The sequence below is a fragment of the Streptococcus sp. F0441 genome (genome assembly GCF_000314775.2).
Taxonomy (GTDB): Bacteria; Bacillota; Bacilli; order Lactobacillales; family Streptococcaceae; genus Streptococcus.
The window spans coordinates 1,765,069-1,789,893 of the sequence record NZ_KB373321.1 but is presented as its reverse complement, the minus strand read 5'-3'; the positions used below and the strand labels follow the sequence as shown (position 1 = coordinate 1,789,893).

Sequence of the window (24,825 nt, the reverse complement as noted above, 5' to 3'; positions counted from 1 at the left end):
TTCCTTTCTGGTTTAGAATAGCTTTACTTGGCTAATACTTCTTTCAAATAAGCAGCGACTTCATCATCTTGGCAGTTTTCAAAGAAGTATTCTTGGAAGTATTTGCCAGAGATGGTGTCTTTGAGGAAGTCTTGGTCGATTGTTTTAAGGATGGTCATCAAATCATTGTAGGTGATTTGTTTCACCTCGTTTAAGATACGAGCGTTGCGTTGTTCAGGGATTACACGTTCTCTTGGGTAGCCACCGCCCATTTCTTCAGCAAATAAGCGTTCAAACATCAATTTGAGGGTCAGTTCTGCCCCCCAGCCAAATCCTTTGGCATAAGGGATAGACAAGGCGTTACCACCATTGATTTGAGAATAAAGGTAAGCGTCAGTTGGATCCACTGCTAGACCACAGACAACACCAGGGAAACTGTTCAAAGCAAGCATAGCCCCTACACCTGTACCACAGCCGGTAACAACAAAGTCAACTGCTTTTGTATTTAAAAGGATGGCAGCCATTAGGCCGTTTTGTACGTATGTTAATGGATTTTCACCTCCTTCTCCACGCATACCATAGTTAAATAATTGGTAGCCTTTTTTATCTGTTGCTTCTTTCAGACTATCGTAAATAATGTGATTCTTACTAGCTTGACTATTTTCATTGATTAATGCGATTTTCATAAGATCCTCTTTCTATTTTTACTCAGGTTGTTTTCCGATGTAGGCTAAGATACCGCCATCTACATATAGGATGTGGCCATTGACAAAATTGCTGGCATCACTAGCGAGAAAGACAGCAGGGCCCATTAAATCTTCAGGATTTCCCCAACGTGCAGCAGGTGTTTTTGCAATGATGAACTGGTCAAATGGGTGGCGAGAACCATCTTCTTGCAACTCACGAAGAGGTGCTGTTTGAGGAGTGGCAATATAACCCGGTCCGATTCCGTTACATTGGATATTGGCTCCACCGTATTCAGACGCAATGTTGCGGGTCAACATTTTCAAGCCTCCTTTAGCGGCAGCATAAGCGCTAACTGTTTCACGTCCCAGTTCGCTCATCATCGAACAAATATTGATAATCTTTCCATGCCCTTTCTTTATCATAGAAGGAATGACTGCTTTTGAAACGATAAATGGTGCGTTTAAGTCAATATCGATGACCTTACGGAAATCAGCGGCGCTCATTTCGCACATTGGAACGCGGCGGATAATACCAGCGTTATTAACGAGGATGTCAATGACACCAACCTCTTGTTCGATTTGCTTGACCATGGCTTGGATACCGTCCTCGTCTGTCACATCACAGACATACCCATGGGCTTCGATGCCGACTTGACGATAAGCTTCAATCCCTTTATTGACCAGGTCTTGATTGATATCGTTAAAGACAATAGTAGCGCCGGCCTCAGCGTAGGATTTGGCAATAGCAAATCCAATTCCATAAGAAGCGCCGGTGATGAGAGCAATTTTTCCTTTTAAAGAAAACTGCTCAATTGAGAATGATGTATTTGTCATTTGATACTTCCTTTCAAATTTGTTAAGACTTCTCTATAACCAAATTATATTCTAGTAAACCGGTTTTGTCAATGATTAAATATTTTTATTTCTAAAAATCTTTGTTTTTCTAAAAAACGGAAGATTTTGAAATTTCTGTCTATTGCAATGGTTAAATAAACAATGAAAGCGCTAATATTTTTTTAAAAAAACTATTGACAAGATAAAAATAAAGGTTTACAATGGGAAATGTAAAGTAAACCGGTAAACTCAAACAAGGAAGGAGAAAAGATGAAAATTGTACTTGTAGGGCATGGACATTTTGCCACAGGGATTTATAGTTCTTTACAATTGATTGCAGGCAATCAAGAAAATGTGGAGGCGATTGACTTTGTGGAAGGAATGTCAGCAGATGAACTCAAGCAAAAAATCTTACTTGCAATTTCAAATGAAGAAGAGGTTTTAATCCTAAGTGATCTCTTGGGAGGATCGCCATTCAAGGTTTCTTCTACCATAATGGGAGAAAATCCAGCCAAAACAATGAATGTTCTCTCGGGTTTGAACTTAGCCATGTTAATGGAAGCAGTCTTTGCTAGAATGGCTCATAGCTTTGATGAGGTTGTTAATAAATCAGTAGCGGCGGCCCAGGGCGGAGTCGTAAATGGTAAAGAATTGTTTTCAACGGATGCAGAGGCAGAGGAAGAAGATTTCGAATCGGGTATTTAAAGGGTAAAAGAATGATAAAAAAGGTTACGATTGAAGAAATAAAATCGCCTGAGCGCTTCTTAGAAGTACCACTTCTGACGAAAGAAGAAGTTGGCCAGGCAATTGATAAGGTTATTCGGCAGTTAGAACTCAACCTTGACTATTTCAAGGAAGATTTCCCGACGCCAGCTACCTTTGATAATGTCTATCCAATCATGGATAACACGGAATGGACCAATGGTTTCTGGACAGGAGAACTGTGGTTGGCTTATGAATACAGTCAACAGGATGTATTTAAAAACATCGCTCATAAAAATGTTCTTTCTTTCCTGGATCGTGTCAATAAGAGAGTAGAATTGGATCACCATGATCTTGGTTTCTTATACACACCATCTTGTATGGCTGAATATAAGATAAATGGAGATGGAGAGGCCAGAGAGGCAGCCTTGAAAGCTGCAGATAAGTTGATTGAACGCTATCAAGAAAAAGGTGGTTTTATTCAAGCTTGGGGAGACTTGGGCAAGAAAGAGCATTACCGTTTGATTATCGACTGCTTGCTCAACATCCAGCTCTTGTTCTTTGCTTATCAAGAAACAGGCGATCAAAAATACTACGATATTGCAGAAAGTCATTTCTATGCTTCAGCTAATAATGTAATCCGTGATGATGCTTCGTCCTTCCACACCTTCTATTTTGATCCTGAGACAGGTCAACCCCTTAAAGGTGTAACGAGACAAGGGTATAGTGATGATTCATGCTGGGCACGTGGTCAATCATGGGGAGTCTATGGTATTCCTTTGACTTATCGTCACCTGAAAGACGAGTCCTGCTTTGACTTGTTTAAGGGTGTAACCAATTATTTCTTGAATCGTCTTCCAAAAGATCATGTTTCCTATTGGGATTTGATTTTTAATGATGGTAGTGATCAATCACGAGATTCTTCAGCAACAGCTATCGCCGTCTGTGGGATTCATGAAATGCTAAAACATCTCCCAGAGGTGGATGCTGACAAAGATATTTATAAACATGCTATGCATGCCATGCTTCGTTCCTTGATCGAACATTATGCAAATGATCAATTTACCCCTGGTGGGACAAGTCTCCTCCACGGTGTGTACTCATGGCATTCAGGTAAAGGAGTGGATGAAGGCAATATCTGGGGTGACTACTATTACCTAGAAGCGCTAATCCGTTTCTACAAAGACTGGAACCTATATTGGTAGGAGGAGAAATATGACAACGCCAAATATTATTATGACCCGTATCGATGAACGTTTGATTCACGGGCAAGGGCAACTTTGGGTAAAATACTTAGGTTGTAATACGGTCATTGTTGCCAATGACGAAGTGAGCACGGACAAGATGCAACAAACTCTGATGAAAACAGTTGTGCCAGACTCAGTTGCCATGCGTTTCTTCCCTTTGCAAAAGGTGATTGATATCATTCACAAAGCTAATCCTGCTCAAACAATCTTTATCGTTGTAAAGGATGTGAAGGACGCTTTAACCTTGGTAGAAGGTGGTGTCCCTATCAAAGAAATCAATATCGGGAACATTCACAATGCTCCTGGTAAAGAGCAAGTGACCCGCTCCATCTTCCTAGGTGAAGAGGACAAGGCAGCCCTCAAGGAATTGAGCCAAAAGCATCAAGTAACATTTAATACGAAAACAACTCCAACAGGAAATGACGGAGCTGTTGAAGTTAACATTCTGGACTATATTTAAAAGAGGAGATCGTTATGTCGATTAATGTATTTCAAGCGATTTTAATTGGATTATGGACAGCTTTCTGTTTTAGTGGAATGCTGTTAGGGATTTACACCAATAGATGTATTGTTCTGTCATTTGGTGTCGGAATTATTCTAGGTGATTTGCCTACTGCTCTTGCAATGGGAGCTATTGGTGAATTGGCTTATATGGGATTCGGTGTTGGTGCTGGAGGTACGGTTCCACCAAACCCAATCGGACCTGGTATCTTTGGTACCTTGATGGCTATCACTAGCGCTGGTAAAGTCAGTCCAGAAGCGGCTCTTGCCCTCTCTACTCCGATTGCTGTGGCGATTCAATTCTTACAAACTTTCGCCTACACTGTACGTGCTGGTGCGCCTGAAACAGCGATGAAGCACTTGAAAAACCATAATTTGAAGAAATTTAAGTTCACTCTAAATGCAACAATTTGGTTGTTTGCCTTTATTGGATTTACCTTGGGTTGCTTGGGTGCCCTTTCAATGGATACCTTGTTGAAACTCGTAGACTACATTCCACCAGTATTGCTTACAGGTTTGACAGTTGCTGGTAAAATGCTCCCAGCTATCGGTTTTGCGATGATCTTGTCAGTGATGGCTAAGAAAGAGTTGATTCCGTTTGTCTTGTTGGGATATGTTTGTGCAGCTTATCTAAATATCCCAACAATTGGTATTGCAATTGTTGGTACTATCTTTGCTTTGATTGAATTTTATAACAAGCCAAAAACAGCGGATCATGTGGTAGAGGAGGAAGCACACGATGACTGGATCTAACAAATTAACAAAACGTGATTATCTTAAAACGTCTTTGCGGGCATTCTTTTGTCAAAATGGATTTAACTATAGTAACTATCAAGGGTTGGGATATGCCAATGTGATGTATCCTGCTTTGAAAAAACATTATGGAGAGGATCAGGAAGGTTTCTACCAAGCCTTGGAAGAAAACTGTGAATTCTATAATACCAACCCACACTTCCTGCCTTTTATTACCAGCTTGCACCTTGTAATGTTGGAAAATGGCCGACCAGCAAAAGAAACACGTAGCATCAAGATGGCCTTGATGGGACCATTGGCAGGTATTGGGGATTCTCTTTCTCAATTCTGTTTAGCTCCTTTGTTCTCAACCATCGCAGCTTCGTTTGCTCAAGAAGGCTTGGTTGTCGGTCCAATCTTGTTCTTCCTTGCGATGAATACGATTTTGACAGCGATTAAATTGTCAACTGGTCTCTATGGGTACAAACTGGGAACAACTGTGATTGATAAACTAAGCGAGCAGATGGCAACGATTTCTCGTATTGCCAATATTATCGGTGTAACCGTAATTGCTGGTTTGGCAGCGACATCTGTTAAGATTATGGTGCCGATCACCTTTGCTGCAGGGGAAGTTAAAGCAGACGCTAAACAAAGTATCGTAAGTATTCAGGGAATGCTTGATAAGGTTGCTCCAGCTCTTCTACCAGCCCTATTTACACTTTTAGTTTACTACTTGATCAAAGAAAAGAAATGGACAACATATAAACTCGTTATTTTAACAGTTATCATCGGAATTATCGGAAGCTGGCTTAAGATTCTAGCTTAATGGATACAACATTGTTTTATGGAATAGTGATTGTCTTGGCAGTTAGCCCCCTTTTACTGTCAAGCTTTCAATCTATTCGTCAGCAAAAGTTGCTTCACAAACAGATGGAGCAACGACAAGAGTATTTAGCTTCTTTAAAATCTGGTGATGAAGTGTTGTTATTGTCTGGAATTCATGGAAAAATCATTTCTATCAAAGATGACTTGGTCTCCTTGCAGATTGCAAAAGGTGTGGTCATCTATGTAGAAAAGGAAAGTGTAATGGGAAAGACAAAAGAACTGCTTTTTAAGTAGTTCTTTTTCTGGTAATAGATAATGAAAGAAGAAAGAAGACAATTTTTTGAAAGAATTGATGGGGATCAATATCGTGATTATATCTTGTCCCACTGTTCAAAAGACTATGAGAAAGTCAAGCGTTCCCTTGAACGCTTGATGGACAATCGTTTTATGTTTGATAGTCCTTGGGATATGGAGCCTTGTTCAAAAATCCATCAAATCCAGCCAATGGTATGGTATCAAGTATTTGAAGATGATCCAGAATGGGCTTATATGCTCAATCGACAAGAATATCTCTTGCAGTTTATGATTGGGTATCTGGTAGAAGGAGATAAGGGCTATATTCAAAAGTGCAAGTTCTTTCTATTTGATTGGATTGAGCAGGTGAGAGAGTTTTCTCCTCAATCTTTGATGACTAGAACCTTGGATACGGGTATTCGTTCCTTTACTTGGTTGAAACTACTCTTGCTCCTCTTGAAATTTGACTTGCTAGAGGAGCAAGAACTAGAGAAAATTTTAGTCAGTCTAGAAAAGCAGATTGACTTTATGAAAAGCCACTATCGCGCCAAGTACACCCTTAGTAACTGGGGGATTTTACAAACGATTCCGATACTTGCAATCTATCATTTCTTTTCAGATAAGATGGACCTAGAAGAAGCTTACTATTTTGCTTCAAAGGAGTTGAAACAGCAGATCGAGACGCAGATTTTAGAAGATGGAAGCCAGTTTGAACAGTCGATTCTCTATCATGTAGAGGTTTATAAAGCCTTGCTGGACTTGTGTCTCTTGCTTCCAGACTTGCAAGATAGCTTTCAAGAGCTGCTGGAAAAGATGGCGATTTACATTCAGATGATGACAGGTCTAGATGGACGGACCTTAGCTTTTGGTGATAGTGATTCTACAGAAACGACAGAAATTTTGAGCTTGTCTGCTGTAGTTTTGAACAAGGAAGACCTTCTTAACGGTCTGGATGTTAAAGTCGATTTGCTTAGCCTCTTGTTCCTGGGGCGAGAAAAGGTCAAGCGACTGCAGGAATTTGAAAAGAGAGATTGGCAGCCTAAGTTTATGATCTTTGAAGACTCTGGACATGTCTGCATTAAGGCTGAACATCGTTATCTATTTTTCAAAAACGGTCCGCTGGGAAGTGCCCATAGCCATAGTGACGAGAATAGTTTTTGCTTACAGTATCAAGGCCAACCGATTTTCATAGATGCTGGGCGTTATTCTTATCGGGAGATAGATGAACGTTATCTCTTAAAGAGTGCTTGGAGTCATTCAACCTGCATTGTAGATGGGAAAGCTCCGGAAAGAATCACGGGATCCTGGGAATATGAATACTATCCTCACTCCCTGTTTTGTCACCATAAAGAAAGGGAGGGAGTGCATTATATTGAGGGGGCTTATTGGTCAGCAGAACCTGATTTGCCTTATCTTCACAGGAGAAAAATCCTCATGTTGGCAGAGGATGTGTGGCTCTTGGTAGATGACATCAGGTGTCAAGGTCAGCATGAGTCGTTGACTCAGTTTATCCTTGACAAGGATGTGACCTATCAAGATGGGAAAATCAATCAGTTGAAACTATGGAGTGAAGTTGATTTTGATTTGGAAGATACCATTATTTCTCCTAAATACAATGAGCTTGAAAAAAGTAGCAAACTCACGAAACACCAATTCTTTGAGAATCAGATGCTGGATTATACCATCATTGCGCATGAGAGTTTTGAAATCACCCGTCATTCTGTCTACCAGACAGATGGTCATGAAGTAGAAAATGCTCTGGCTTTTGAAGTGAAAAATGACGAAACAGACAAGCTGATTCTGTTATTAAGCGAGGATATTTGTATAGGTGAAAAATTGTGCCTCGTTGACGGAACAAAAATGCGTGGAAAATGTCTAGTATATGATAAAATAAATGAGAGAATGATTCGCTTGCAGTGCTAGAAATAGGCGTTTTGAATAGTGAATATGTTATAATAAGTATTAGTAGGAGGTGTTTTAGATTGGAGAAGAAACTGACCATAAAAGACATTGCAGAAATGGCTCAGACCTCGAAAACAACCGTGTCATTTTACCTAAACGGGAAATATGAAAAAATGTCCCGAGAGACACGTGAAAAGATTGAAAAAGTTATTCATGAAACAAATTACAAACCGAGCATTGTTGCGCGTAGCTTAAACTCCAAACGAACAAAATTAATTGGTGTCTTGATTGGTGATATTACCAACAGTTTCTCAAACCAAATTGTTAAGGGAATTGAGGATATCGCCAGCCAGAATGGCTACCAGGTAATGATAGGAAATAGTAATTACAGCCAAGAGAGTGAGGACAGGTATATTGAAAGCATGCTTCTCTTGGGAGTAGACGGATTTATTATTCAGCCGACCTCTAATTTCCGAAAATATTCTCGTATTATCGATGAGAAAAAGAAGAAAATGGTCTTTTTTGATAGTCAGCTCTATGAACACCGGACTAGCTGGGTCAAAACCAATAACTATGATGCCGTTTATGACATGACCCAGTCCTGTATCGAAAAAGGTTATGAGCATTTTCTCTTGATTACAGCGGATACGAGTCGTTTGAGTACTCGGATTGAGCGGGCAAGTGGTTTTGTGGATGCTTTAACAGATGCTAATATGCGCCACGCTAGTCTAACCATTGAAGATAAGCATACGAATTTGGAACAAATTAAGGAATTTTTACAAAAAGAAATCAATCCCGATGAAAAAACTCTGGTATTTGTCCCTAACTGTTGGGCCCTACCTCTAGTCTTTACCGTTATCAAAGAGTTGAATTATAACTTGCCACAAGTTGGGTTGATTGGTTTTGACAATACGGAGTGGACTTGCTTTTCTTCTCCAAGTGTTTCGACGTTGGTTCAGCCCGCCTTTGAAGAAGGACAACAGGCTACAAAGATTTTGATTGACCAGATTGAAGGCCGCAATCAAGAAGAAAGGCAACAAGTCTTGGATTGTAGTGTGAGTTGGAAAGAGTCGACTTTCTAAGATGAAAGGGAAATGACTTGCAACCTCTGTTAAGAAATAAAATAATCCCATCTAGCATGAGCTGGATGGGATTATTTGTCTATAAAATGAGAAATTATGGGAGTAATCTCCTAAATCAACTGTTTTCGATCTCCTTCTTTAACTACTTGATAAAAGTTATAGAAGTAGGCCAAACTTGAAATAATGGTTATGACTAGGAATATTGAAAATTTCCATTGGACAGGGTTGGTTAAAAGTTGTGGAAAGGATATAAGGAGGAAGAAGAGGGCAGCGTTGAGGATAGGTACCCGTTTTGATTGCATTTTCTCAAGTCCTTTATTGAGTACAGGAAGAAAGAGGAGTAATAGTATTAAAACTGTATTAGAAACAGCTCCTGAAATAAGAGCGAAGGAAAGGAAAATACTGATAAAAACATGAATGATCAGTAGTCTAGCTAGTGATTTCATAAGGCACCTCCTAGTCGTCTTCTTGGTCTTTCTTTGCCTTTTGAATGCGAAGAGAGACAACAATTTGCATCATCAGTCCAAAAAAGAACGCTCCCAGTATAGTTTTTAAAATATGTTTTGAATTCAGAAGAGAACTGATGAAATTTGGATTTTCACTTGTTAGAGTATCGATGAGTGGCACTATAAAAAATATCGCTATGCCATAGATCAGACCGACTCTTAGACCAGGAAAATGTAGCTGTTTGCTTTCTTTTTGGCTTAACATTTCGGTATCAATAGCTGTGATGCCCGTTTTCTTGGTTTGGGAGACCACATAGAGGGCAGCCATCATCGAAATGCCAAACACCACGAGAGGATAACCAATAGCGACAATTTGCGGGTATTTATAAGCAAGGACAAAGGGAATGAGATTGCCAAATGTCATCAGATAAAAGAGGACAATAAAGACCTGATTCCCGATACGATCGGCTTCGCGCCGTTTGTGTTCGTCGAGGGGACCAGAAATACCGTATATGCGTTTGATAAGTTTGTCAGTGAGAGTTTCTTTTTTCATTTGTTTGCTCCTTTTTTAAAAATCGTCTTCCCAAAAGAGACTATTAAGGTCAGTTTGGAGGCTGCGGGCGAGATTGAGACAGAGTTCCAGGGTTGGATTGTACTTGTCGTTTTCAATCATGTTGATGGTCTGTCTCGAGACACCGATATCTTTGGCGAGATCGAGCTGAGAAATGCCCAGTTCCTTGCGGAATTCTTTGACACGATTCATAGGGTCTCCTTTTTGATATGTCGCATATATTTGACTATATTATATTCTTTTGGAGGTGAGGCGTCAAGTATATATGACATTTTTTGGGGGAATTTTTTTCGAAGAAACTTAGCCTCGTCTGACAAGTGCAAGCTGGTCGGATTTGTGGTAAAATAGATAAGATATGACAAAAGAATTTCATCATGTAACGGTCTTGCTTCATGAAACGATTGATATGCTTGACGTAAAACCTGACGGTATCTACGTTGATGCGACTTTGGGAGGTGCGGGCCATAGCGAATATTTATTAAGTAAATTGAGCGAAAAAGGGCATCTCTATGCCTTTGACCAGGACCAGAATGCCATTGACAATGCGCAAAAACGGTTGGCACCCTATATCGAAAAAGGGATGGTAACCTTTATCAGGGATAACTTCCGTCATTTGCAGGCACGTTTGCAGGAGGCTGGTGTCCAGGAAATTGATGGAATTTGTTATGACTTGGGAGTGTCCAGTCCTCAGCTAGATCAGCGTGAGCGTGGCTTTTCTTATAAAAAGGATGCGCCACTGGATATGCGGATGAATCAGGAAGCTAGTCTGACAGCCTATGAGGTAGTCAATCATTATGACTATCATGACTTGGTTCGGATTTTTTTCAAGTATGGCGAGGATAAGTTTTCTAAACAGATTGCGCGTAAGATTGAGCAAGCGCGTGAAGTGAAACCAATCGAGACGACGACTGAGTTGGCAGAGATCATCAAGTCTGCCAAACCTGCCAAGGAACTCAAGAAAAAGGGGCACCCTGCCAAGCAGATTTTTCAGGCTATCCGAATCGAAGTCAATGACGAGCTAGGTGCAGCAGATGAGTCCATCCAGCAGGCCATGGACATGCTGGCTCTGGATGGTAGAATCTCAGTCATTACTTTCCATTCGTTGGAAGACCGCTTGACCAAGCAGTTGTTTAAGGAGGCTTCAACAGTGGAAGTTCCGAAAGGCTTGCCCTTCATTCCAGACGATCTTAAGCCTAAGATGGAATTGGTATCCCGTAAGCCAATCTTGCCAAGTGCCGAAGAGCTAGAAGCCAACAACCGTTCGCATTCAGCCAAGTTGCGCGTGGCCAGAAAAATTCACAAGTAAGAGGAAAAACATGGCAGAAAGAATCGAAAAAACAAGCCAGTTATTGCAAACGAAGTTTAAAGGTTTTTCACGTGTGGAAAAGGCCTTCTATGTTTCGATTGCTACAACAATGATTATCCTGGCAGTTAGCGTTGTGTTTATGCAGACCAAGCTATTACAAGTTCAGAATGAATTGACCAAGGTCAATGCTCAAATCGAAGAAAAGAAAACAGAGCTCGACGATGCCAAGCAAGAGGTCAATGAATTGATTCGTTCAGAACGTTTGAAAGAGATTGCAAACTCCAAGGATTTGCAGCTGAATAACGAGAATATCCGAGCAACGGAGTAAGAAATGAAACAGTGGAAAGAAAAAATCATCCGTTATGCCGTCCGTAACCGTAAATCTCCAGAAGAAAACCGCCGAAGAGTAGGGAAAAGCCTGAGTTTATTGGCTGTCATACTCTTCGCTGTCTTTTTGGTCAACTTTGCGGTCATTATCGGAACGGGTAAAAAATTTGGTAAGGACTTGGTTCAAGAAGCAAACAAGGTTCACCAAACAACCAAGACGATTCCAGCCAAGCGGGGGACCATCTACGATCGTAATGGTACGCCTATTGCAGAAGATGCGACTTCATATAATATCTATGCTGTTATTGACAAGACCTACAAGTCAGCAACAGGCAAAATTCTCTATGTAGAGGATTCTCAATTTAATAAGGTAGCTGAAATTTTCCATAAGTATCTGGATATGGAGGAGTCCTATGTCAAAGAACAGCTTTCTCAGCCAGATCTAAAACAGGTATCCTTTGGTACCAAGGGAAATGGGATTACCTATGCCAATATGATGGCCATTAAAAACGACCTCAAAACTGCTGGTGTCGAGGGGGTTGACTTTACAACCAGCCCTAATCGTAGTTACCCCAATGGTCAGTTTGCTTCTTCCTTTATCGGTTTAGCACAGCTCCATGAAAATGAGGATGGCACCAAGAGCTTGATTGGAACATCTGGTTTGGAGAGTTCCTTAAATAGCATTCTGGCAGGTACAGATGGGATCATTACCTATGAGAAGGATCGTCTGGGAAATATTGTTCCGGGTACAGATCAAGCTTCCCAACAAACGGTAGATGGAAAGGATGTGTACACAACCCTTTCTAGTCCCTTGCAATCCTTTATGGAAACGCAGATGGATGCCTTCCAGGAAAAGGTAAAAGGCAAGTATATGACGGCTACCTTGGTCAGCGCTAAGACAGGGGAAATTCTGGCTACGACCCAACGGCCGACCTTCAATGCCGATACCAAGGATGGCATCACGAAAGACTTTGTCTGGCGAGACATTCTTTATCAAAGTAACTACGAGCCAGGATCAACTATGAAGGTGATGATGTTGGCCTCAGCCATTGATAACAATACCTTCCCTGGTGGGGAATACTTTAACAGTAGTGAATTGAAAATAGCAGATGCGACCATTCGAGACTGGGACGTCAATGAAGGATTGACTAGTGGTGGCACCATGACCTTCTCTCAAGGTTTTGCCCACTCAAGTAATATCGGGATGACCTTGCTTGAGCAAAAGATGGGAGATGCAACCTGGCTGGACTATCTCAATCGCTTTAAATTTGGGGTACCGACTCGTTTTGGTCTGACAGATGAGTACACAGGTCAATTACCTGCTGATAACATTGTCAATATTGCCATGAGTGCATTTGGACAAGGGATCTCTGTCACCCAGACCCAGATGCTTCGTGCCTTTACAGCTATTGCCAATGATGGGGTTATGTTGGAACCGAAATTTATCAGTGCCCTCTATGATCCAAATGACCAGTCTGTCCGTAAGTCTCAAAAGGAAATTGTTGGAAATCCTGTGTCAAAAGCAGCAGCGTCCTCTACTCGGGAGCACATGGTCATGGTCGGAACAGATCCTGTCTACGGTACCATGTACAACCACAGCATAGGAAAGCCGAATGTCAATGTTCCAGGTCAGAATGTCGCCCTGAAATCAGGGACTGCTCAGATTGCCGATGAGAAGAATGGGGGTTACCTTACAGGTGAAACCAACTATATCTTCTCTGTTGTGTCGATGCATCCTGCAGAAAACCCTGACTTTATCCTCTATGTGACGGTGCAACAGCCAGAGCATTATTCGGGTGTTCAGCTGGGAGAGTTTGCCAACCCAATCCTTGAGCGAGCTTCTGCTATGAAAGAATCCCTCAATCTTCAGTCAACAGCCAAGAGCTTAGATCAGGTCAGCAAGACGACAAGCTATGCTATGCTAGCTACCAAGGACTTTACTCCGGGTGACCTAGCAGAGGAATTGCGTCGTAACCTTGTCCAACCAATCGTTATCGGAACAGGAACCAAGATCAAGGAGCTCTCGGTTTCTGAAGGAGATAATTTGGAGGCCAATCAGCAAATCTTGATTCTGTCTGATAAGGTCGAAGAAATGCCTGATATGTATGGCTGGACAGATGAAAATGTGCAAACATTTGCTAAATGGCTAAATATAGAAGTCGAGTGGGAAGGTAGTGGCAAAACGGTCAAGAAACAAAGTGTCCGTGCCAATACGGCCCTCAAAGACATCAAAAAAATGAAAATAACTTTAGGAGATTAAGATGATTAGTTCCATTAATGCTGGAGTTCTAGCCTTTCTATTGACCTTGATTGGCATTCCAGCCTTTATCCGATTTTATCGAAAAGCACAGATTACGGGTCAGCAGATGCACGAGGATGTTAAACAACACCAAGCTAAAGCTGGGACTCCAACAATGGGAGGCCTTGTCTTCCTGATCGTTGCAGTAGTAGTGAGCTTTCTGCTTGCTCTCTTTACCCAACAATTGACCAACAATGTAGGCATGATTTTGTTTATCTTGGTTTTGTATGGTTTAGTAGGTTTTTTGGATGATTTCCTCAAAATTTTCCGTAAGATCAACGAAGGATTGAATCCTAAACAAAAGCTTGCTCTCCAGCTGCTTGGAGGAGTGATTTTCTACCTCTTTTATGAGCGTGGTGGCGACATGCTTTCAGTCTTTGGCTACCAAGTACATCTGGGTATTTTCTATATTTTCTTTGCCCTTTTCTGGCTAGTTGGCTTTTCAAATGCGGTGAATCTGACTGACGGAATTGACGGTTTAGCGAGTATTTCAGTGGTGATTAGCTTATCAGCTTACGGTGTGATTGCTTATATGCAAAATCAACTAGATATCCTTCTTGTGATTCTTGCCATGATTGGTGGCTTGCTAGGTTTCTTTGTCTTTAACCACAAACCTGCCAAGGTCTTCATGGGTGATGTGGGAAGTTTGGCTCTTGGTGGGATGCTGGCAGCTATCTCTATGGCGCTCCATCAAGAATGGACTCTTTTGTTGATTGGGATTATCTATGTCTTTGAGACAAGCTCTGTTATGATGCAGGTCACCTACTTTAAACTTAGTGGTGGGAAACGTATTTTCCGTATGACACCTGTCCATCACCATTTTGAACTTGGAGGATTCTCAGGCAAGGGCAATCCTTGGAGCGAGTGGAAGGTTGACTTCTTCTTTTGGGGAGTTGGACTTCTAGCAAGTCTCTTGACCTTAGCCTTATTATACCTGCTGTAAGAATAACCTTTGATAAAAAAATAAAACAGGATGAAGAACAACTTCATCCTGTTTTTGTGATGTTAAAAGTTAGATGGGTTCATCTTTTCTTCCTTTGAGCATAAAAGCAGCTGTGAGGGATAGGCTGAGGCCTGCTAAGAAGAGGAGTGGGTTGGATGCTTCCCCTGTTGCTGGAAGTTGTTCTTTAGGAGAATGATTTCCAGCTTTAGCAAGGCTAGGACTAGCTGAAGGTTGTTCAGCCTCGTGTGCCAAAGTTTCTGCATCTGAAGTACTTGGTTTTTCATCTGTACTAGGGGCTGTTCCAGCAGCTTGATAGACGACAGCATAGGTACTGAAATGACTAGTGATGAATTCTGCCTTTCCTTCTCGAACGTCGAAATCAAGGGCTTGCAACTCCTTGGTCGGAGTAATATAGTAGACCTTTTCTACGCTAGCTGAAATAGGCAAGCGAACCATGACAGAGCCTTTTGGTTGCAAGCTAAGATCTGTTGGATTTTTCAGTTGTAGGTCGTAAGCATCATAGGTCTTGCCAAAGAGTTCCTGAGCTAGGACACGTCGACTAGAGATATGAGAAATTCCTTCTAAGTCACTGACTCCACCAATGATTTCCACTCCAGTTTCCTTATCTTTTAAGACTCGAACTGGATAATCAGGAAAGGTAAGGATTGGAGCGGCCTGATCTCCACTAGTTCCGATAGGATCAGTGTACTCAGGTTTTTCAACAGTAGGCGCTTCCTCTTGCCCTGCCGTTCCGATAGGGTTATTGTATTCAGGAATTGTCACTGTAGGCGGTTCCTCTTGCCCTGCAGTCCCGATAGGGTTGGTGTATTCCGGAATGTCAACTGTTGGAGCTTCTTCTTCTCCGACAGTTTCGATAGGGTCAGTGTATTCAGGCTTTTCAACTGTAGGTGGCTCTTCTTGTCCTGCAGTCCCGATAGGCTCGGTGTATTCTGGAATTTCAAGAGTAGGAGCTGGTTCGTCTCCCTTACTTGTAGTTGGCTGGCTCTCGTCGACCTTCTTCTCATCTTTTTTAGTAAAGACAGCTACGACTGGGCTACTTGTGGTAGTACCTTGAATGGCATAAGCTTCAATCGCTTTTCCAGTTTGTCGATCAGTAGCTTCAGGGATTGGGATTTGAACCTGATTGTCTTGGATTGATAGCACGGTCTGGTCCCCACTTGTAACCAGATGCGTTTGGTCCACTTTGCGTAGGACCAGAGGATCTTTGACACCTGGGAAGGTCACAGCGATGGCTTCCCAGTCTCCAGATGGTAGAGTTAAGGAAATTTCTTTGTCGTTTTCCTTGAGAGGAGCGATACTTGGACTATCTATACCAACAGCTGGGGCTTTGATGATGTCAAAAGAGTCCAGAGAAATTTTCTTGCGACCTTCTGGTGAATCTGGGTCAACACGTAATGTCAGGGTGTGCGGACCGTCAGTGAGATTTGTAAATTCGCCAATAAAGGCTCTCTTTTCAGTTGCGCCTGACGTATAGAAATCCAAAGCAGGCATTTCTTTTCCATCCAGTGTCACAAGTGCTTTACCTAGCTCGGTAGTTTTCAAGCCATAGATACGAATACCTGTACCAGTAAAGGAAATAGTTGCCTGAGCTTCTGAAGCTGCACTAGAGTCGCTGCTGTTGATGTCAGCGTATTTTTCCGTACCTCCGTAGAGTTCAGGGTCAGACCAGTCCTTAAACTGGGAACCATACTGAATGCGCGAATCACGGTCATCCATTTTTTCAATTGTGCTTCCTTTTCCAGATAGGACCTTGAAGTAGTCTAAGGAAATTTTCGAGCGTTCATTTCCACGTCCCTTGTTCTCGCGTTTAACAGAAAGAGTCAATGTATGAGGTCCTTCTGACAATCCTGTGAAGCGGCCGATGAGGCTACCTTTTTCAGTTGCCCCAGCAGTGTGGAAATCAAGTTCGCCGACCTCTTTGCCATCAATTTTAGCAGTAGCAAGACCTAGCTCAGACGATTTTAGTCCATAGATTTCGATACCAACACCATTGAAAGGAATGGTTGCAGTGATATCTTCGTCTGAATAGTCATAGTATGAAAGATCCGCATACTTCTCAGTTCCTCCAAATAATTCTGAGTCTGCCCAGTTTCCAAAGGCGGCTCCGTACTGGATACGGCTATCTCGGTCGTCTATCAACTCGCTGTATGTTTCGACAGTGGCCTGTTCAGATACTTGGGTAGGAACTTCGCCCAGCATAGCCTTGACGGTATAAGTGTAGGCATGTTGAGGATCCAGTGATCGGTCAATAAAGTGGGTTTGATTGGTTACAAATTCTTTGCTTGCAGAGGTTTGGCCAGACGCGTCTTTCACTTGTCTTTGGATGACATAGTGGGTAGCACCTTCTACTTGGTTGAAGGTGAGTTCGGCAGTGACTCCATTTTGTCGAACTGCTGTCAGACTGGTTATGCGACCAGGGAAATGTTCAAAGGAAATGACATCACCTTTTTGTGTTGCCAGTTGGATGCGGCCATCTTTGAGGACGGTTGCCTTGACTGCTTTGCCATTGATCTTAACCTGACTGGCTTCGATATTTGGATAGTCTACAACCAAGTCTCCACCGACATTTGACAGGAAGGACAAGCTTTGCAGGTTTTTATCTTTCCATTTCATGCTGACTTCAAAGTTACCACGGGCAATCAAACCAGAAACCTGACCGTCTTTCCAAGCATCTGGAAGGGCTGGCAATGGTGCAATATAGCCAGTATGAGATTGCAGGAGCATTTCTGCCATCCCACTGGTTGCTCCAAAGTTTCCGTCGATTTGGAAAGGCGCGTGGGTATCCCAAAGGTTTTCTAGGGTTGAGTATTTGAGCTGTTCAGCGAGTAAGCGATGGGCACGGTTACCGTCCAAGAGACGAGCCCAGAGGTTGATTTTATTGGCCTTAGACCAACCAGTACCACCATCTCCACGGTGGTTGAGGGTAGCACGCGCAGCTTCTAGGTATTCAGCTTGATCTTTGCTAAAGAGCGTACCTGGGAAGAGCCCAACTAGATGGGAAACATGGCGGTGGTTATTTTCAATGCCTTCGTTGGTGAATTGTGGGCTGTCTTCTTCGTACCATTCCTTGATACGGCCCTCATTGTTGATGTGAAGGGGTTTCAGTTTGTCAAATTTAGCCTTAACCTCTGTGACTAAGTCTTGGTCGACTTTCAGATGGTTGGCGACTTCCATGTAGTCGTGGAAGAGTTGCCAGACTAGTGATTGGTCAAAGGTATTTCCGATGGTGATGGTCCCGTGTTCTGGTGAGTAGGAGGGAGAAGACACCCAACGGTCACTGGCCTGGTCATAGTGCAAGAAGGAGTTCCAGAACTTAGTGGTTTCCTTGAGCATAGGATAAATCTTCTCTTTGAGATAAGTCTCATCCTTAGTGAATTTATAGTAGTCATAGACGTTCTGCATCATCCAGGCATTAGCTGCTGGCGACCAACCCCAATAGTAATTCCAACCAGGAGTAGTCCAGCCAAATGGTGTTGCTTGAGTGTGGACCAGCCAACCATTTTCTTGTCCGTCTTTGGATTCGATACCAGCGTATTCTTTGGCAGCGATACGACCATAATAGCGCATGTCGTCAATATAATTGATCATTGGCTTGGCAGTTTCAGCAAGGTTGCTCATGTAAGCTGGCCAATAGTTCATTTGCAAATTGACATTGAGGTGGTAGTCAGCGTTCCAAGGTGGATTGTCTACAGCATTCCAAACTCCTTGTAGGTTGGCAGGAAGGGCATCCGTCTTATCACGAGACGAACTAATCAATAGATAACGACCATATTGGAAGAAGAGTTCTTCCAGCTTTTGCCCTTTGCTAGGGTTATAGCTTTGAAGGGCCTCTTTTGTCGTTTGAGCAGTCTTGCTTCCACCTAGATTTAGTTTAACGCGATTAAAGAGACTTTGATAATCCTTGATATGGTCCTGTTTAAGTGTCTCGTAGTCTTTGGCCTTAGCGGCTTCTACAATACCCTTAACTGTTTTTTCGAGGTCGATGTCTTTTCGATAGTTGGTTTTAGGATTTTGAGCAAAGTTTGTCTTGGCGCTGAGATAGAGGGTCGCATAGCTTGCACCTGTAACGGTTAGAGTCTCATTCTGAACAGTGACTGTTCCGTCTGTTTTAATTCCTAGATAGGATGCAAATTTGAGACCATTATCTTTGACTGTACCTTTTAGAAGGATTCCATGTTCATCTGTAGTGACATGTCCGTTCTTATAGTTGGAATATTCCCAAGAGTAATCACCATTAGCAAGCAAGTCCTCAGTCAAGTTGTTCCAAAGGGTAAAGTCAAGTGTCTTATTTCCTTTTTTAGTCAAGTGGGTCACGGTGACATCATCAGGATAACTGGAGAAGGTTTCGCGTTTGAAGGTCGTTCCATCTTGGGTGTAAGAAGTAGTCGTAGTGGCCTCTGTGATATCCAAACCACGGTGATAATCTGTTACGGTATCCAGACCCTTTTTCTGGTTATTAAAGACCATGAAGATATCACCAAAGGCTAGGTAGCGACCATATTGGGCATTATTAGGCCCAACTAAATTTTGTTCAGCCAGTTGTTTGGCTTTTTGGCGGTCTCCACCTTCGAGAGCCTTACGAATTTCTGCTAAGACCTTGTAGCGATCCTTGTAGTTCCCACCATTATAGTCGGTGCTATCGGGCTGGGGACCTCCTGACCAGAGGGTCTTTTCGTTATACTGGATTCTTTCTTCACCGATTAGACCAAAGACCTTAGCTCCCATCTCACCATTCCCAACTGGAAGGGCTTGTTTTTCCCATCCATCATAAGAGGGAGCTGTTGGTTGATTGTAGTTGAGTTGATAGTTTTCTTGCTTTGTCACGGGCTGATCTGCTTTTTCAGGTTCCTTATTTTCTTTAGCTTCTACAATGGCTTCCTCACTAGCTTGACTATTTGTCGTCTGAGTCTCGTTAGCTGGCTTACTTTCGGAAACTACTGGACTTTCTGCTAGAGACGGATTTGTAGTTTCAGTCGCTTCAGCAGCTTTGGATTCACTATCAGGCTTAGTGATAGATTCGACAGAGGTTGGTTCAGTTTGTTTGACCTCAACACTGTCTGCGACTACAGTGTGGTTGACTAGAAAAACGGCCCCCAGTAAAACAGAAGCAGTCCCAACCGTCAGCTTGCGGATGCTATAGCGACAGGATTTCTCCCAAAATCTTTTGTCCATAGAAATCTCCTTTATGTTTTTGGAATCGTTTACATTTTTGTTAAAAGTTCCTTTTTATTTATTTCTATTTATATCCAATTTACTGGGTTGGCTAGCGATTGTCAATAATATTTATATAGAATACATATTTGAGATTGTTTTTTCTTAAAATAGTAGAGAAAAGAGAGGACGGGGAAGAATTATTCGTAATTTCATAGTTCATTCTGATTGTAAGACTAGCTTAGAATTAGCTTAACTCCCTCCCTGAAAGCGTAAAACAAACTAGTCAGAAAAGTCACTTTATGGTATAATATAGAAGACTCAAAAAGAAACAGGAGAAAGATTATGGATCTTATTTTAGCAATTATCTTGATTGTGCTAGCTTTTCTAGGAGGAGCTCTTGGAGGTATGTATTTGGTTCGTAAGCAAATCGAAAAAGAATTTGCTGACAACCCACGTTTGAACGCTGAGGCAGTTCGTGCTCTTTTGAGCGCAAATGGTCAAAAACCAAGCGAAGCCAAGGTACAACAAGTTTACCACCAAATTATCCGCCAACAAAAAGCAGCTCTTGCTAACAATAAAAAGAAATAAATAGGAAAAGTCTGGGATGAAAGTTCCAGACTTCTCACTATGTTCAATAGTTCTCAAGGATAAGACTTTTTCCTTGCATTCTATTGATATTTGATTATGATTAAGAGAGAGGCAGTTGACATTTTATCAAGCTGTCGGTTAGTTCCTTCAGGACAAGGAATCATGATGAACTATCAATCAGAAAAAGAAGACTAGAAAGAAGACTGTATGGATAATCGACCAATTGGTTTTTTGGATTCAGGTGTCGGGGGCTTGACCGTTGTTCGTGAGCTCATGCGCCAACTTCCCCATGAAGAAATCGTCTATATTGGAGATTCGGCACGGGCGCCCTATGGTCCCCGTCCTGCTGAGCAAATTCGTGAATATACTTGGCAGTTGGTCAACTTTCTTTTGACCAAGGATGTCAAGATGATTGTCATTGCTTGTAATACTGCGACTGCGGTCGTCTGGGAAGAAATCAAGGCTCAACTAGATATTCCTGTCCTAGGCGTGATTTTGCCAGGAGCTTCGGCAGCCATCAAGTCCAGTCAAGGTGGGAAAATCGGTGTGATTGGAACCCCTATGACGGTCCAATCAGACATCTACCGTCAGAAAATCCATGATCTGGATCCAGACTTACAAGTGGAGAGTTTGGCCTGTCCTAAGTTTGCTCCCTTGGTGGAGTCAGGTGCCCTGTCAACCAGTGTCACCAAGAAAGTGGTTTATGAAACCCTGCGTCCCTTGGTAGGCAAGGTGGATAGTTTGATTCTGGGTTGTACCCATTACCCACTCCTTCGCCCTATCATCCAAAATGTCATGGGACCTAAGGTTCAGCTCATCGATAGTGGGGCAGAGTGTGTACGGGATATCTCGGTTTTGCTTAACTATTTTGAAATCAATCGTAGCCGAGATGCGGGGCCTCTTCAACATCGTTTTTACACAACAGCCAATAGCCAAAGTTTTGCCCAAATTGGAGCAGAATGGCTGGAAAAAGAGATTCATGTGGAGCATGTAACTTTATGACAAACAAAATTTATGAATACAAGGATGACCAGGACTGGTATGTTGGTGTCTGGGACGTCTATGGAGGCATCTACAGTCTCATCAAAGATCCTCTTGAGCTTGATTTTATGGATTTGGCGCGGATTTTTCGTGATGAGGAAAATGGCTTTCCAATTACGATAACGGTGATGCGCTGGTCTTCTAACTACCGTCTGCTCTCCTTTATTGTTGAGATTTTAAATGCAGAAGCAGGCCGAAACTTGGAAGTTATCCAACGTCAGGGAGCTCTGCTCTTGATTGAAAATGGACAGCTTTTGCATGTCGAATTGCCTAAAGAAGGAGTCGATGTAGAAGCCTTCTTTGAAACTAGCAAGGTTAGAGAAACTCTGCTCATTGCGACTCGCAACGAAGGCAAGACCAAGGAATTCCGAGCTATCTTTGACAAGTTAGGCTACGACGTGGAAAACCTCAATGACTACCCAGATCTACCTGAAGTAGCAGAAACAGGCATGACCTTTGAAGAAAATGCCCGCCTCAAGGCAGAAACCATTTCCCAATTAACAGGCAAGATGGTTTTGGCAGATGACTCAGGTCTCAAAGTCGATGTCCTTGGCGGTTTGCCAGGAGTCTGGTCAGCGCGATTCGCTGGTGTAGGAGCAACTGATCGTGAAAACAATGCCAAGCTCTTGCACGAATTGGCCATGGTCTTTGATCTCAAGGACCGTTCGGCTCAATTCCACACAACCCTAGTCGTAGCTAGTCCAAACAAGGAAAGCTTGGTGGTTGAAGCTGACTGGCCAGGTTATATCAACTTTGAACCTAAGGGTGAAAATGGCTTTGGCTATGATCCGCTCTTCCTTGTGGGAGAGACAGGCAAGTCAGCAGCTGAATTAACCCTTGAAGAAAAAAATAGCCAATCCCACCGTGCCTTAGCCGTTAAGAAACTTTTGGAGGTATTTCCATCATGGCAAAGCAAACCATCATTGTAATGAGTGACTCTCATGGCGATAGCTTGATTGTCGAAGAAATCCGTGATCGCTATCTGGGGAAAGTCGATGCCATTTTTCACGATGGTGACTCTGAACTCCGTCCAGACTCTCCACTCTGGGAAGGCATCCATGTCGTCAAAGGAAACATGGACTTTTATGCTGGCTACCCAGAACGTTTGGTGACTCAACTTGGTCAGACCAAGATCATCCAGACGCATGGACACTTGTTTGATATCAATTTCAACTTTCAAAAGTTGGACTACTGGGCTCAGGAAGAAGATGCCGATATCTGTCTCTACGGTCACTTGCATGTACCAAAAGCTTGGATGGAAGGCAAAACACTCTTTTTAAATCCAGGCTCCATTAGCCAACCACGAGGAACCATTAGGGAATGTCTCTATGCCCGTGTAGAGATTGAAGATAGCTATTTCAAAGTGGACTTTTTGACACGTGACCATGAGGTTTATCCAGGCTTGTCCAAGGAGTTTACTCGATGATTGCCAAGGAATTTGAAGCATTTTTACTGGATCAGGAAGAGACTTTTCTTACCCCTGCCGAGAATCTAGCAGCCTTGATTGATACCCATAACGCTGATCATGCAATTTTGGTGTTGAGCCAAATCACTTATACCCGTATCCCAGTTGTGACCTTTGACAAACGCTTTGTCGGAACCATTGGTCTGAGAGACATTTTGGCTTATCAAATGGAGCAAGGTTTGACGGATGAACAGATGGCAACGACAGATATCATCCATATGACCAAGACAGATGTGGCAGTCGTCGCTCCAGACTATAACATCACTGAAGTCCTCCATAAACTGGTGGATGAGCCTTTCCTGCCAGTCGTAGATGATGAAGGGATTTTTCAAGGAATCATCACGCGGAAATCTATCCTCAAGGCTGTCAATGCCCTCTTGCATGACTTTAGTAAGGAATATGAGATTCGATGCAAATAAGAGATAGGATTTCAGACTTTTTAGAGGGAAAGCAGGGTTTGTCTGTCAATTCCAAGCAGTCCTATAAGTATGATTTGGAGCAATTTTTAGACATTGTAGGGGAGCGGATTTCTGAGACTAGTCTCAAGATTTACCAAGGCCAGCTAGCCAATCTAAAAATCAGCGCCCAGAAGCGAAAACTTTCGGCCTGTAACCAATTTCTCTACTTTCTCTATCGAAAAGGAGAAGTGGACAGCTTTTATCGTTTGGAATTAGCCAAACAAGCTGAAAAGAAGACTGAAAAGCCTGAGATTCTAGACCTAGACTCTTTTTGGCAGGAAAGTAATTATCCAGAAGGACGCTTGCTGGCGCTTCTTATCTTGGAAATAGGGCTCTTGCCAAGTGAGATTTTAGCCCTTAAGGTTGCAGATATCAATCTGGATTTTCAGGTGTTGCGAATTAACAAGGCTTCCCAACAGAGGATTGTCACCATACCCACGACCTTGATTCCAGAGCTAGAACCCTTGATGGGACAGACCTATCTCTTTGAAAGGGGAGGGAAAGCCTATTCTCGTCAGTGGGCCTTTCGTCAGCTAGAGTCCTTTGTCAAGGAGAAAGGTTTCCCAACCTTATCCGCTCAAGCCTTGCGGGAACAGTTCATTCTAAGACAGATAGAAAACAAGGTCGATTTGTACGAAATTGCAAAAAAACTAGGATTAAAAACAGTCCTGACCTTAGAAAAATATAGATAATGGATATTAAATTAAAAGATTTTGAAGGGCCCCTGGACCTGCTCTTGCACTTGGTTTCTAAGTACCAGATGGATATTTACGATGTGCCCATTACGGAAGTTATCGAACAGTATCTAGCCTATGTCTCAACTCTGCAGGCCATGCGTCTGGAAGTGACGGGCGAGTATATGGTCATGGCTAGTCAGCTGATGCTGATCAAGAGTCGCAAGCTCTTGCCAAAGGTAGCTGAAGTGACAGACTTGGAGGATGACCTGGAGCAGGACCTTCTCTCCCAAATCGAAGAATACCGCAAGTTCAAGCTCTTGGGTGAGCACTTGGAGGCTAAGCACCAAGATCGAGCCCAGTACTATTCCAAAGCGCCGACAGAGTTGATTTACGAGGATGCGGAGCTTGTGCATGACAAGACGACCATTGACCTCTTTTTGGCTTTTTCAAGTATCCTAGCCAAGAAAAAAGAGGAGTTCGCACAGAATCACACGACCATCTTGCGGGATGAGTATAAGATTGAGGACATGATGGTCATCGTAAAAGAGTCCTTGTCAGGACGAGACCAGTTGCGCTTGCAGGATTTGTTCAAGGAAGCCCAGAATGTTCAAGAGGTCATTACCCTCTTTTTGGCAACCCTAGAGTTAATCAAAACCCAGGAACTGATCCTCGTGCAAGAGGAGAGTTTCGGAGATATCTATCTCATGGAAAAGAAGGAAGAAAGTCAAGAGGCACAAAGCTAGAC

Annotated in this window: 25 protein-coding genes; 19 read left to right on the top strand and 6 right to left on the bottom strand. The window is 42.6% G+C overall.

The genetic code is table 11. The features are described from left to right. Positions 1-23: 23 nt before the first annotated feature. Both HMPREF9188_RS08865 and HMPREF9188_RS08860 read right to left on the bottom strand, forming a co-directional pair. Positions 24-665 (bottom strand): RpiB/LacA/LacB family sugar-phosphate isomerase, encoded by a 642-nt coding sequence (locus tag HMPREF9188_RS08865; protein ID WP_000684788.1) that lies wholly within the window; start codon positions 663-665, stop codon positions 24-26. 18 nt (positions 666-683) lie between these two features. Continuing rightward, positions 684-1,499 carry a gluconate 5-dehydrogenase gene (locus tag HMPREF9188_RS08860; protein WP_000185882.1) on the bottom strand — a complete coding sequence of 272 codons (816 nt, stop codon included), beginning with the start codon at positions 1,497-1,499 and terminating at the stop codon, positions 684-686. A 270-nt stretch (positions 1,500-1,769) separates the two neighbouring features. On the opposite strand from HMPREF9188_RS08860, the gene HMPREF9188_RS08855 reads away from it, so the two are divergent. From HMPREF9188_RS08855 to HMPREF9188_RS08820, 8 genes are read left to right on the top strand one after another with little or no spacing between them, the layout of a single operon-like run. Then, positions 1,770-2,204 (top strand): PTS sugar transporter subunit IIA, encoded by a 435-nt coding sequence (locus HMPREF9188_RS08855; protein ID WP_007519198.1) that lies wholly within the window; start codon positions 1,770-1,772, stop codon positions 2,202-2,204. Positions 2,205-2,215: 11 nt separating this feature from the next. Continuing rightward, complete coding sequence (locus tag HMPREF9188_RS08850; protein WP_009730650.1) at positions 2,216-3,406, top strand: glycoside hydrolase family 88 protein; 1,191 nt, start codon at positions 2,216-2,218, stop codon at positions 3,404-3,406. 10 nt (positions 3,407-3,416) lie between these two features. After that, the gene (locus tag HMPREF9188_RS08845) at positions 3,417-3,908 is read left to right on the top strand and encodes a PTS sugar transporter subunit IIB (RefSeq protein ID WP_009730649.1); all 492 of its coding nucleotides are present in this window, start codon (positions 3,417-3,419) and stop codon (positions 3,906-3,908) included. Positions 3,909-3,922: 14 nt separating this feature from the next. Further along, positions 3,923-4,702 carry a PTS mannose/fructose/sorbose/N-acetylgalactosamine transporter subunit IIC gene (locus tag HMPREF9188_RS08840; RefSeq protein ID WP_000026610.1) on the top strand — a complete coding sequence of 260 codons (780 nt, stop codon included), beginning with the start codon at positions 3,923-3,925 and terminating at the stop codon, positions 4,700-4,702. Next, positions 4,689-5,507: a PTS system mannose/fructose/sorbose family transporter subunit IID gene (locus tag HMPREF9188_RS08835; RefSeq protein WP_000148013.1), complete on the top strand. Its 819-nt coding sequence runs from the start codon at positions 4,689-4,691 to the stop codon at positions 5,505-5,507. Before HMPREF9188_RS08840 ends, HMPREF9188_RS08835 begins: the two co-directional genes overlap by 14 nt. Next, on the top strand, positions 5,507-5,800 hold the full coding sequence (locus tag HMPREF9188_RS08830; RefSeq protein WP_000381743.1) for a preprotein translocase subunit YajC: 294 nt from the start codon (positions 5,507-5,509) through the stop codon (positions 5,798-5,800). The genes HMPREF9188_RS08835 and HMPREF9188_RS08830 overlap by 1 nt, the downstream gene beginning before the upstream one ends. Before the next feature lie 21 nt (positions 5,801-5,821). Further along, entirely contained in the window at positions 5,822-7,723 is a 1,902-nt protein-coding gene (locus HMPREF9188_RS08825) for an alginate lyase family protein (protein ID WP_009730648.1), read from the top strand. Between the two features lie 59 nt (positions 7,724-7,782). Beyond that, positions 7,783-8,784, top strand: coding sequence for a LacI family DNA-binding transcriptional regulator (locus tag HMPREF9188_RS08820; RefSeq protein WP_000412460.1), 1,002 nt, complete (start codon positions 7,783-7,785; stop codon positions 8,782-8,784). 110 nt (positions 8,785-8,894) lie between these two features. Here HMPREF9188_RS08820 and HMPREF9188_RS08815 read toward each other — a convergent pair whose 3' ends face one another. The 3 genes from HMPREF9188_RS08815 to HMPREF9188_RS08805 are packed head-to-tail and all read right to left on the bottom strand — an operon-like array spanning position 8,895 to position 9,993. Beyond that, a complete protein-coding gene (locus tag HMPREF9188_RS08815) occupies positions 8,895-9,230 on the bottom strand; it encodes a hypothetical protein (protein ID WP_009730647.1) in 336 nt (111 codons plus the stop codon). 10 nt (positions 9,231-9,240) lie between these two features. After that, a complete protein-coding gene (locus HMPREF9188_RS10315) occupies positions 9,241-9,783 on the bottom strand; it encodes a DUF3278 domain-containing protein (RefSeq protein ID WP_000712407.1) in 543 nt (180 codons plus the stop codon). A gap of 15 nt (positions 9,784-9,798) precedes the next feature. Then, on the bottom strand, positions 9,799-9,993 hold the full coding sequence (locus HMPREF9188_RS08805; RefSeq protein ID WP_001082467.1) for a helix-turn-helix transcriptional regulator: 195 nt from the start codon (positions 9,991-9,993) through the stop codon (positions 9,799-9,801). 163 nt (positions 9,994-10,156) lie between these two features. Here HMPREF9188_RS08805 and rsmH point away from each other — a divergent pair, with 163 nt between their 5' ends. The 4 genes from rsmH to mraY are packed head-to-tail and all read left to right on the top strand — an operon-like array spanning position 10,157 to position 14,676. Next, positions 10,157-11,107: a 16S rRNA (cytosine(1402)-N(4))-methyltransferase RsmH gene (gene rsmH, locus HMPREF9188_RS08800; protein ID WP_009730646.1), complete on the top strand. Its 951-nt coding sequence runs from the start codon at positions 10,157-10,159 to the stop codon at positions 11,105-11,107. Positions 11,108-11,117: 10 nt separating this feature from the next. Continuing rightward, complete coding sequence (gene ftsL, locus HMPREF9188_RS08795) at positions 11,118-11,435, top strand: cell division protein FtsL (protein WP_009730645.1); 318 nt, start codon at positions 11,118-11,120, stop codon at positions 11,433-11,435. A gap of 3 nt (positions 11,436-11,438) precedes the next feature. Next, positions 11,439-13,694, top strand: coding sequence for a penicillin-binding protein PBP2X (gene pbp2x / locus HMPREF9188_RS08790; protein WP_009730644.1), 2,256 nt, complete (start codon positions 11,439-11,441; stop codon positions 13,692-13,694). A 1-nt stretch (position 13,695) separates the two neighbouring features. Then, entirely contained in the window at positions 13,696-14,676 is a 981-nt protein-coding gene (gene mraY, locus HMPREF9188_RS08785; RefSeq protein WP_009730643.1) for a phospho-N-acetylmuramoyl-pentapeptide-transferase, read from the top strand. Between the two features lie 69 nt (positions 14,677-14,745). On the opposite strand, the gene HMPREF9188_RS10310 is transcribed toward mraY, so the two are convergent. After that, the gene (locus tag HMPREF9188_RS10310; protein WP_009730642.1) at positions 14,746-19,869 is read right to left on the bottom strand and encodes an SIALI-17 repeat-containing surface protein; all 5,124 of its coding nucleotides are present in this window, start codon (positions 19,867-19,869) and stop codon (positions 14,746-14,748) included. 324 nt (positions 19,870-20,193) lie between these two features. On the opposite strand from HMPREF9188_RS10310, the gene HMPREF9188_RS08775 reads away from it, so the two are divergent. The 7 genes from HMPREF9188_RS08775 to HMPREF9188_RS08745 all read left to right on the top strand — a co-directional run bounded on the left by HMPREF9188_RS08775 (position 20,194) and on the right by HMPREF9188_RS08745 (position 24,823). Next, positions 20,194-20,439, top strand: coding sequence for a YneF family protein (locus HMPREF9188_RS08775; protein ID WP_009730641.1), 246 nt, complete (start codon positions 20,194-20,196; stop codon positions 20,437-20,439). 207 nt (positions 20,440-20,646) lie between these two features. Beyond that, positions 20,647-21,441 carry a glutamate racemase gene (racE, locus tag HMPREF9188_RS08770; protein WP_000370379.1) on the top strand — a complete coding sequence of 265 codons (795 nt, stop codon included), beginning with the start codon at positions 20,647-20,649 and terminating at the stop codon, positions 21,439-21,441. Further along, positions 21,399-22,409 (top strand): nucleoside-triphosphate diphosphatase, encoded by a 1,011-nt coding sequence (locus HMPREF9188_RS08765; protein WP_442852174.1) that lies wholly within the window; start codon positions 21,399-21,401, stop codon positions 22,407-22,409. Before racE ends, HMPREF9188_RS08765 begins: the two co-directional genes overlap by 43 nt. Next, complete coding sequence (locus HMPREF9188_RS08760; protein WP_009730639.1) at positions 22,385-22,906, top strand: metallophosphoesterase; 522 nt, start codon at positions 22,385-22,387, stop codon at positions 22,904-22,906. Before HMPREF9188_RS08765 ends, HMPREF9188_RS08760 begins: the two co-directional genes overlap by 25 nt. Further along, on the top strand, positions 22,903-23,364 hold the full coding sequence (cbpB, locus tag HMPREF9188_RS08755) for a cyclic-di-AMP-binding protein CbpB (protein ID WP_009730638.1): 462 nt from the start codon (positions 22,903-22,905) through the stop codon (positions 23,362-23,364). Before HMPREF9188_RS08760 ends, cbpB begins: the two co-directional genes overlap by 4 nt. Continuing rightward, the gene (gene xerD, locus HMPREF9188_RS08750; protein WP_332248986.1) at positions 23,361-24,095 is read left to right on the top strand and encodes a site-specific tyrosine recombinase XerD; all 735 of its coding nucleotides are present in this window, start codon (positions 23,361-23,363) and stop codon (positions 24,093-24,095) included. The genes cbpB and xerD overlap by 4 nt, the downstream gene beginning before the upstream one ends. Beyond that, on the top strand, positions 24,095-24,823 hold the full coding sequence (locus HMPREF9188_RS08745; RefSeq protein WP_009730636.1) for a segregation/condensation protein A: 729 nt from the start codon (positions 24,095-24,097) through the stop codon (positions 24,821-24,823). Before xerD ends, HMPREF9188_RS08745 begins: the two co-directional genes overlap by 1 nt. The last annotated feature ends 2 nt before the right edge of the window (positions 24,824-24,825 follow it).

Excerpts from the sequence above, each read along its gene's own strand:
- HMPREF9188_RS08865 (WP_000684788.1), bottom strand. The coding sequence starts at position 665 with ATGAAAATCGCATTAATCAATGAAAATAGTCAAGCTAGTAAGAATCAC.
- HMPREF9188_RS08860 (WP_000185882.1), bottom strand. The coding sequence starts at position 1,499 with ATGACAAATACATCATTCTCAATTGAGCAGTTTTCTTTAAAAGGAAAA.
- HMPREF9188_RS08855 (WP_007519198.1), top strand. The coding sequence starts at position 1,770 with ATGAAAATTGTACTTGTAGGGCATGGACATTTTGCCACAGGGATTTAT.
- HMPREF9188_RS08850 (WP_009730650.1), top strand. The coding sequence starts at position 2,216 with ATGATAAAAAAGGTTACGATTGAAGAAATAAAATCGCCTGAGCGCTTC.
- HMPREF9188_RS08845 (WP_009730649.1), top strand. The coding sequence starts at position 3,417 with ATGACAACGCCAAATATTATTATGACCCGTATCGATGAACGTTTGATT.
- HMPREF9188_RS08840 (WP_000026610.1), top strand. The coding sequence starts at position 3,923 with ATGTCGATTAATGTATTTCAAGCGATTTTAATTGGATTATGGACAGCT.
- HMPREF9188_RS08835 (WP_000148013.1), top strand. The coding sequence starts at position 4,689 with ATGACTGGATCTAACAAATTAACAAAACGTGATTATCTTAAAACGTCT.
- HMPREF9188_RS08830 (WP_000381743.1), top strand. The coding sequence starts at position 5,507 with ATGGATACAACATTGTTTTATGGAATAGTGATTGTCTTGGCAGTTAGC.
- HMPREF9188_RS08825 (WP_009730648.1), top strand. The coding sequence starts at position 5,822 with ATGAAAGAAGAAAGAAGACAATTTTTTGAAAGAATTGATGGGGATCAA.
- HMPREF9188_RS08815 (WP_009730647.1), bottom strand. The coding sequence starts at position 9,230 with ATGAAATCACTAGCTAGACTACTGATCATTCATGTTTTTATCAGTATT.
- HMPREF9188_RS10315 (WP_000712407.1), bottom strand. The coding sequence starts at position 9,783 with ATGAAAAAAGAAACTCTCACTGACAAACTTATCAAACGCATATACGGT.
- HMPREF9188_RS08805 (WP_001082467.1), bottom strand. The coding sequence starts at position 9,993 with ATGAATCGTGTCAAAGAATTCCGCAAGGAACTGGGCATTTCTCAGCTC.
- rsmH (WP_009730646.1), top strand. The coding sequence starts at position 10,157 with ATGACAAAAGAATTTCATCATGTAACGGTCTTGCTTCATGAAACGATT.
- ftsL (WP_009730645.1), top strand. The coding sequence starts at position 11,118 with ATGGCAGAAAGAATCGAAAAAACAAGCCAGTTATTGCAAACGAAGTTT.
- pbp2x (WP_009730644.1), top strand. The coding sequence starts at position 11,439 with ATGAAACAGTGGAAAGAAAAAATCATCCGTTATGCCGTCCGTAACCGT.
- mraY (WP_009730643.1), top strand. The coding sequence starts at position 13,696 with ATGATTAGTTCCATTAATGCTGGAGTTCTAGCCTTTCTATTGACCTTG.
- HMPREF9188_RS10310 (WP_009730642.1), bottom strand. The coding sequence starts at position 19,869 with ATGGACAAAAGATTTTGGGAGAAATCCTGTCGCTATAGCATCCGCAAG.
- HMPREF9188_RS08775 (WP_009730641.1), top strand. The coding sequence starts at position 20,194 with ATGGATCTTATTTTAGCAATTATCTTGATTGTGCTAGCTTTTCTAGGA.
- racE (WP_000370379.1), top strand. The coding sequence starts at position 20,647 with ATGGATAATCGACCAATTGGTTTTTTGGATTCAGGTGTCGGGGGCTTG.
- HMPREF9188_RS08765 (WP_442852174.1), top strand. The coding sequence starts at position 21,399 with ATGGCTGGAAAAAGAGATTCATGTGGAGCATGTAACTTTATGACAAAC.
- HMPREF9188_RS08760 (WP_009730639.1), top strand. The coding sequence starts at position 22,385 with ATGGCAAAGCAAACCATCATTGTAATGAGTGACTCTCATGGCGATAGC.
- cbpB (WP_009730638.1), top strand. The coding sequence starts at position 22,903 with ATGATTGCCAAGGAATTTGAAGCATTTTTACTGGATCAGGAAGAGACT.
- HMPREF9188_RS08745 (WP_009730636.1), top strand. The coding sequence starts at position 24,095 with ATGGATATTAAATTAAAAGATTTTGAAGGGCCCCTGGACCTGCTCTTG.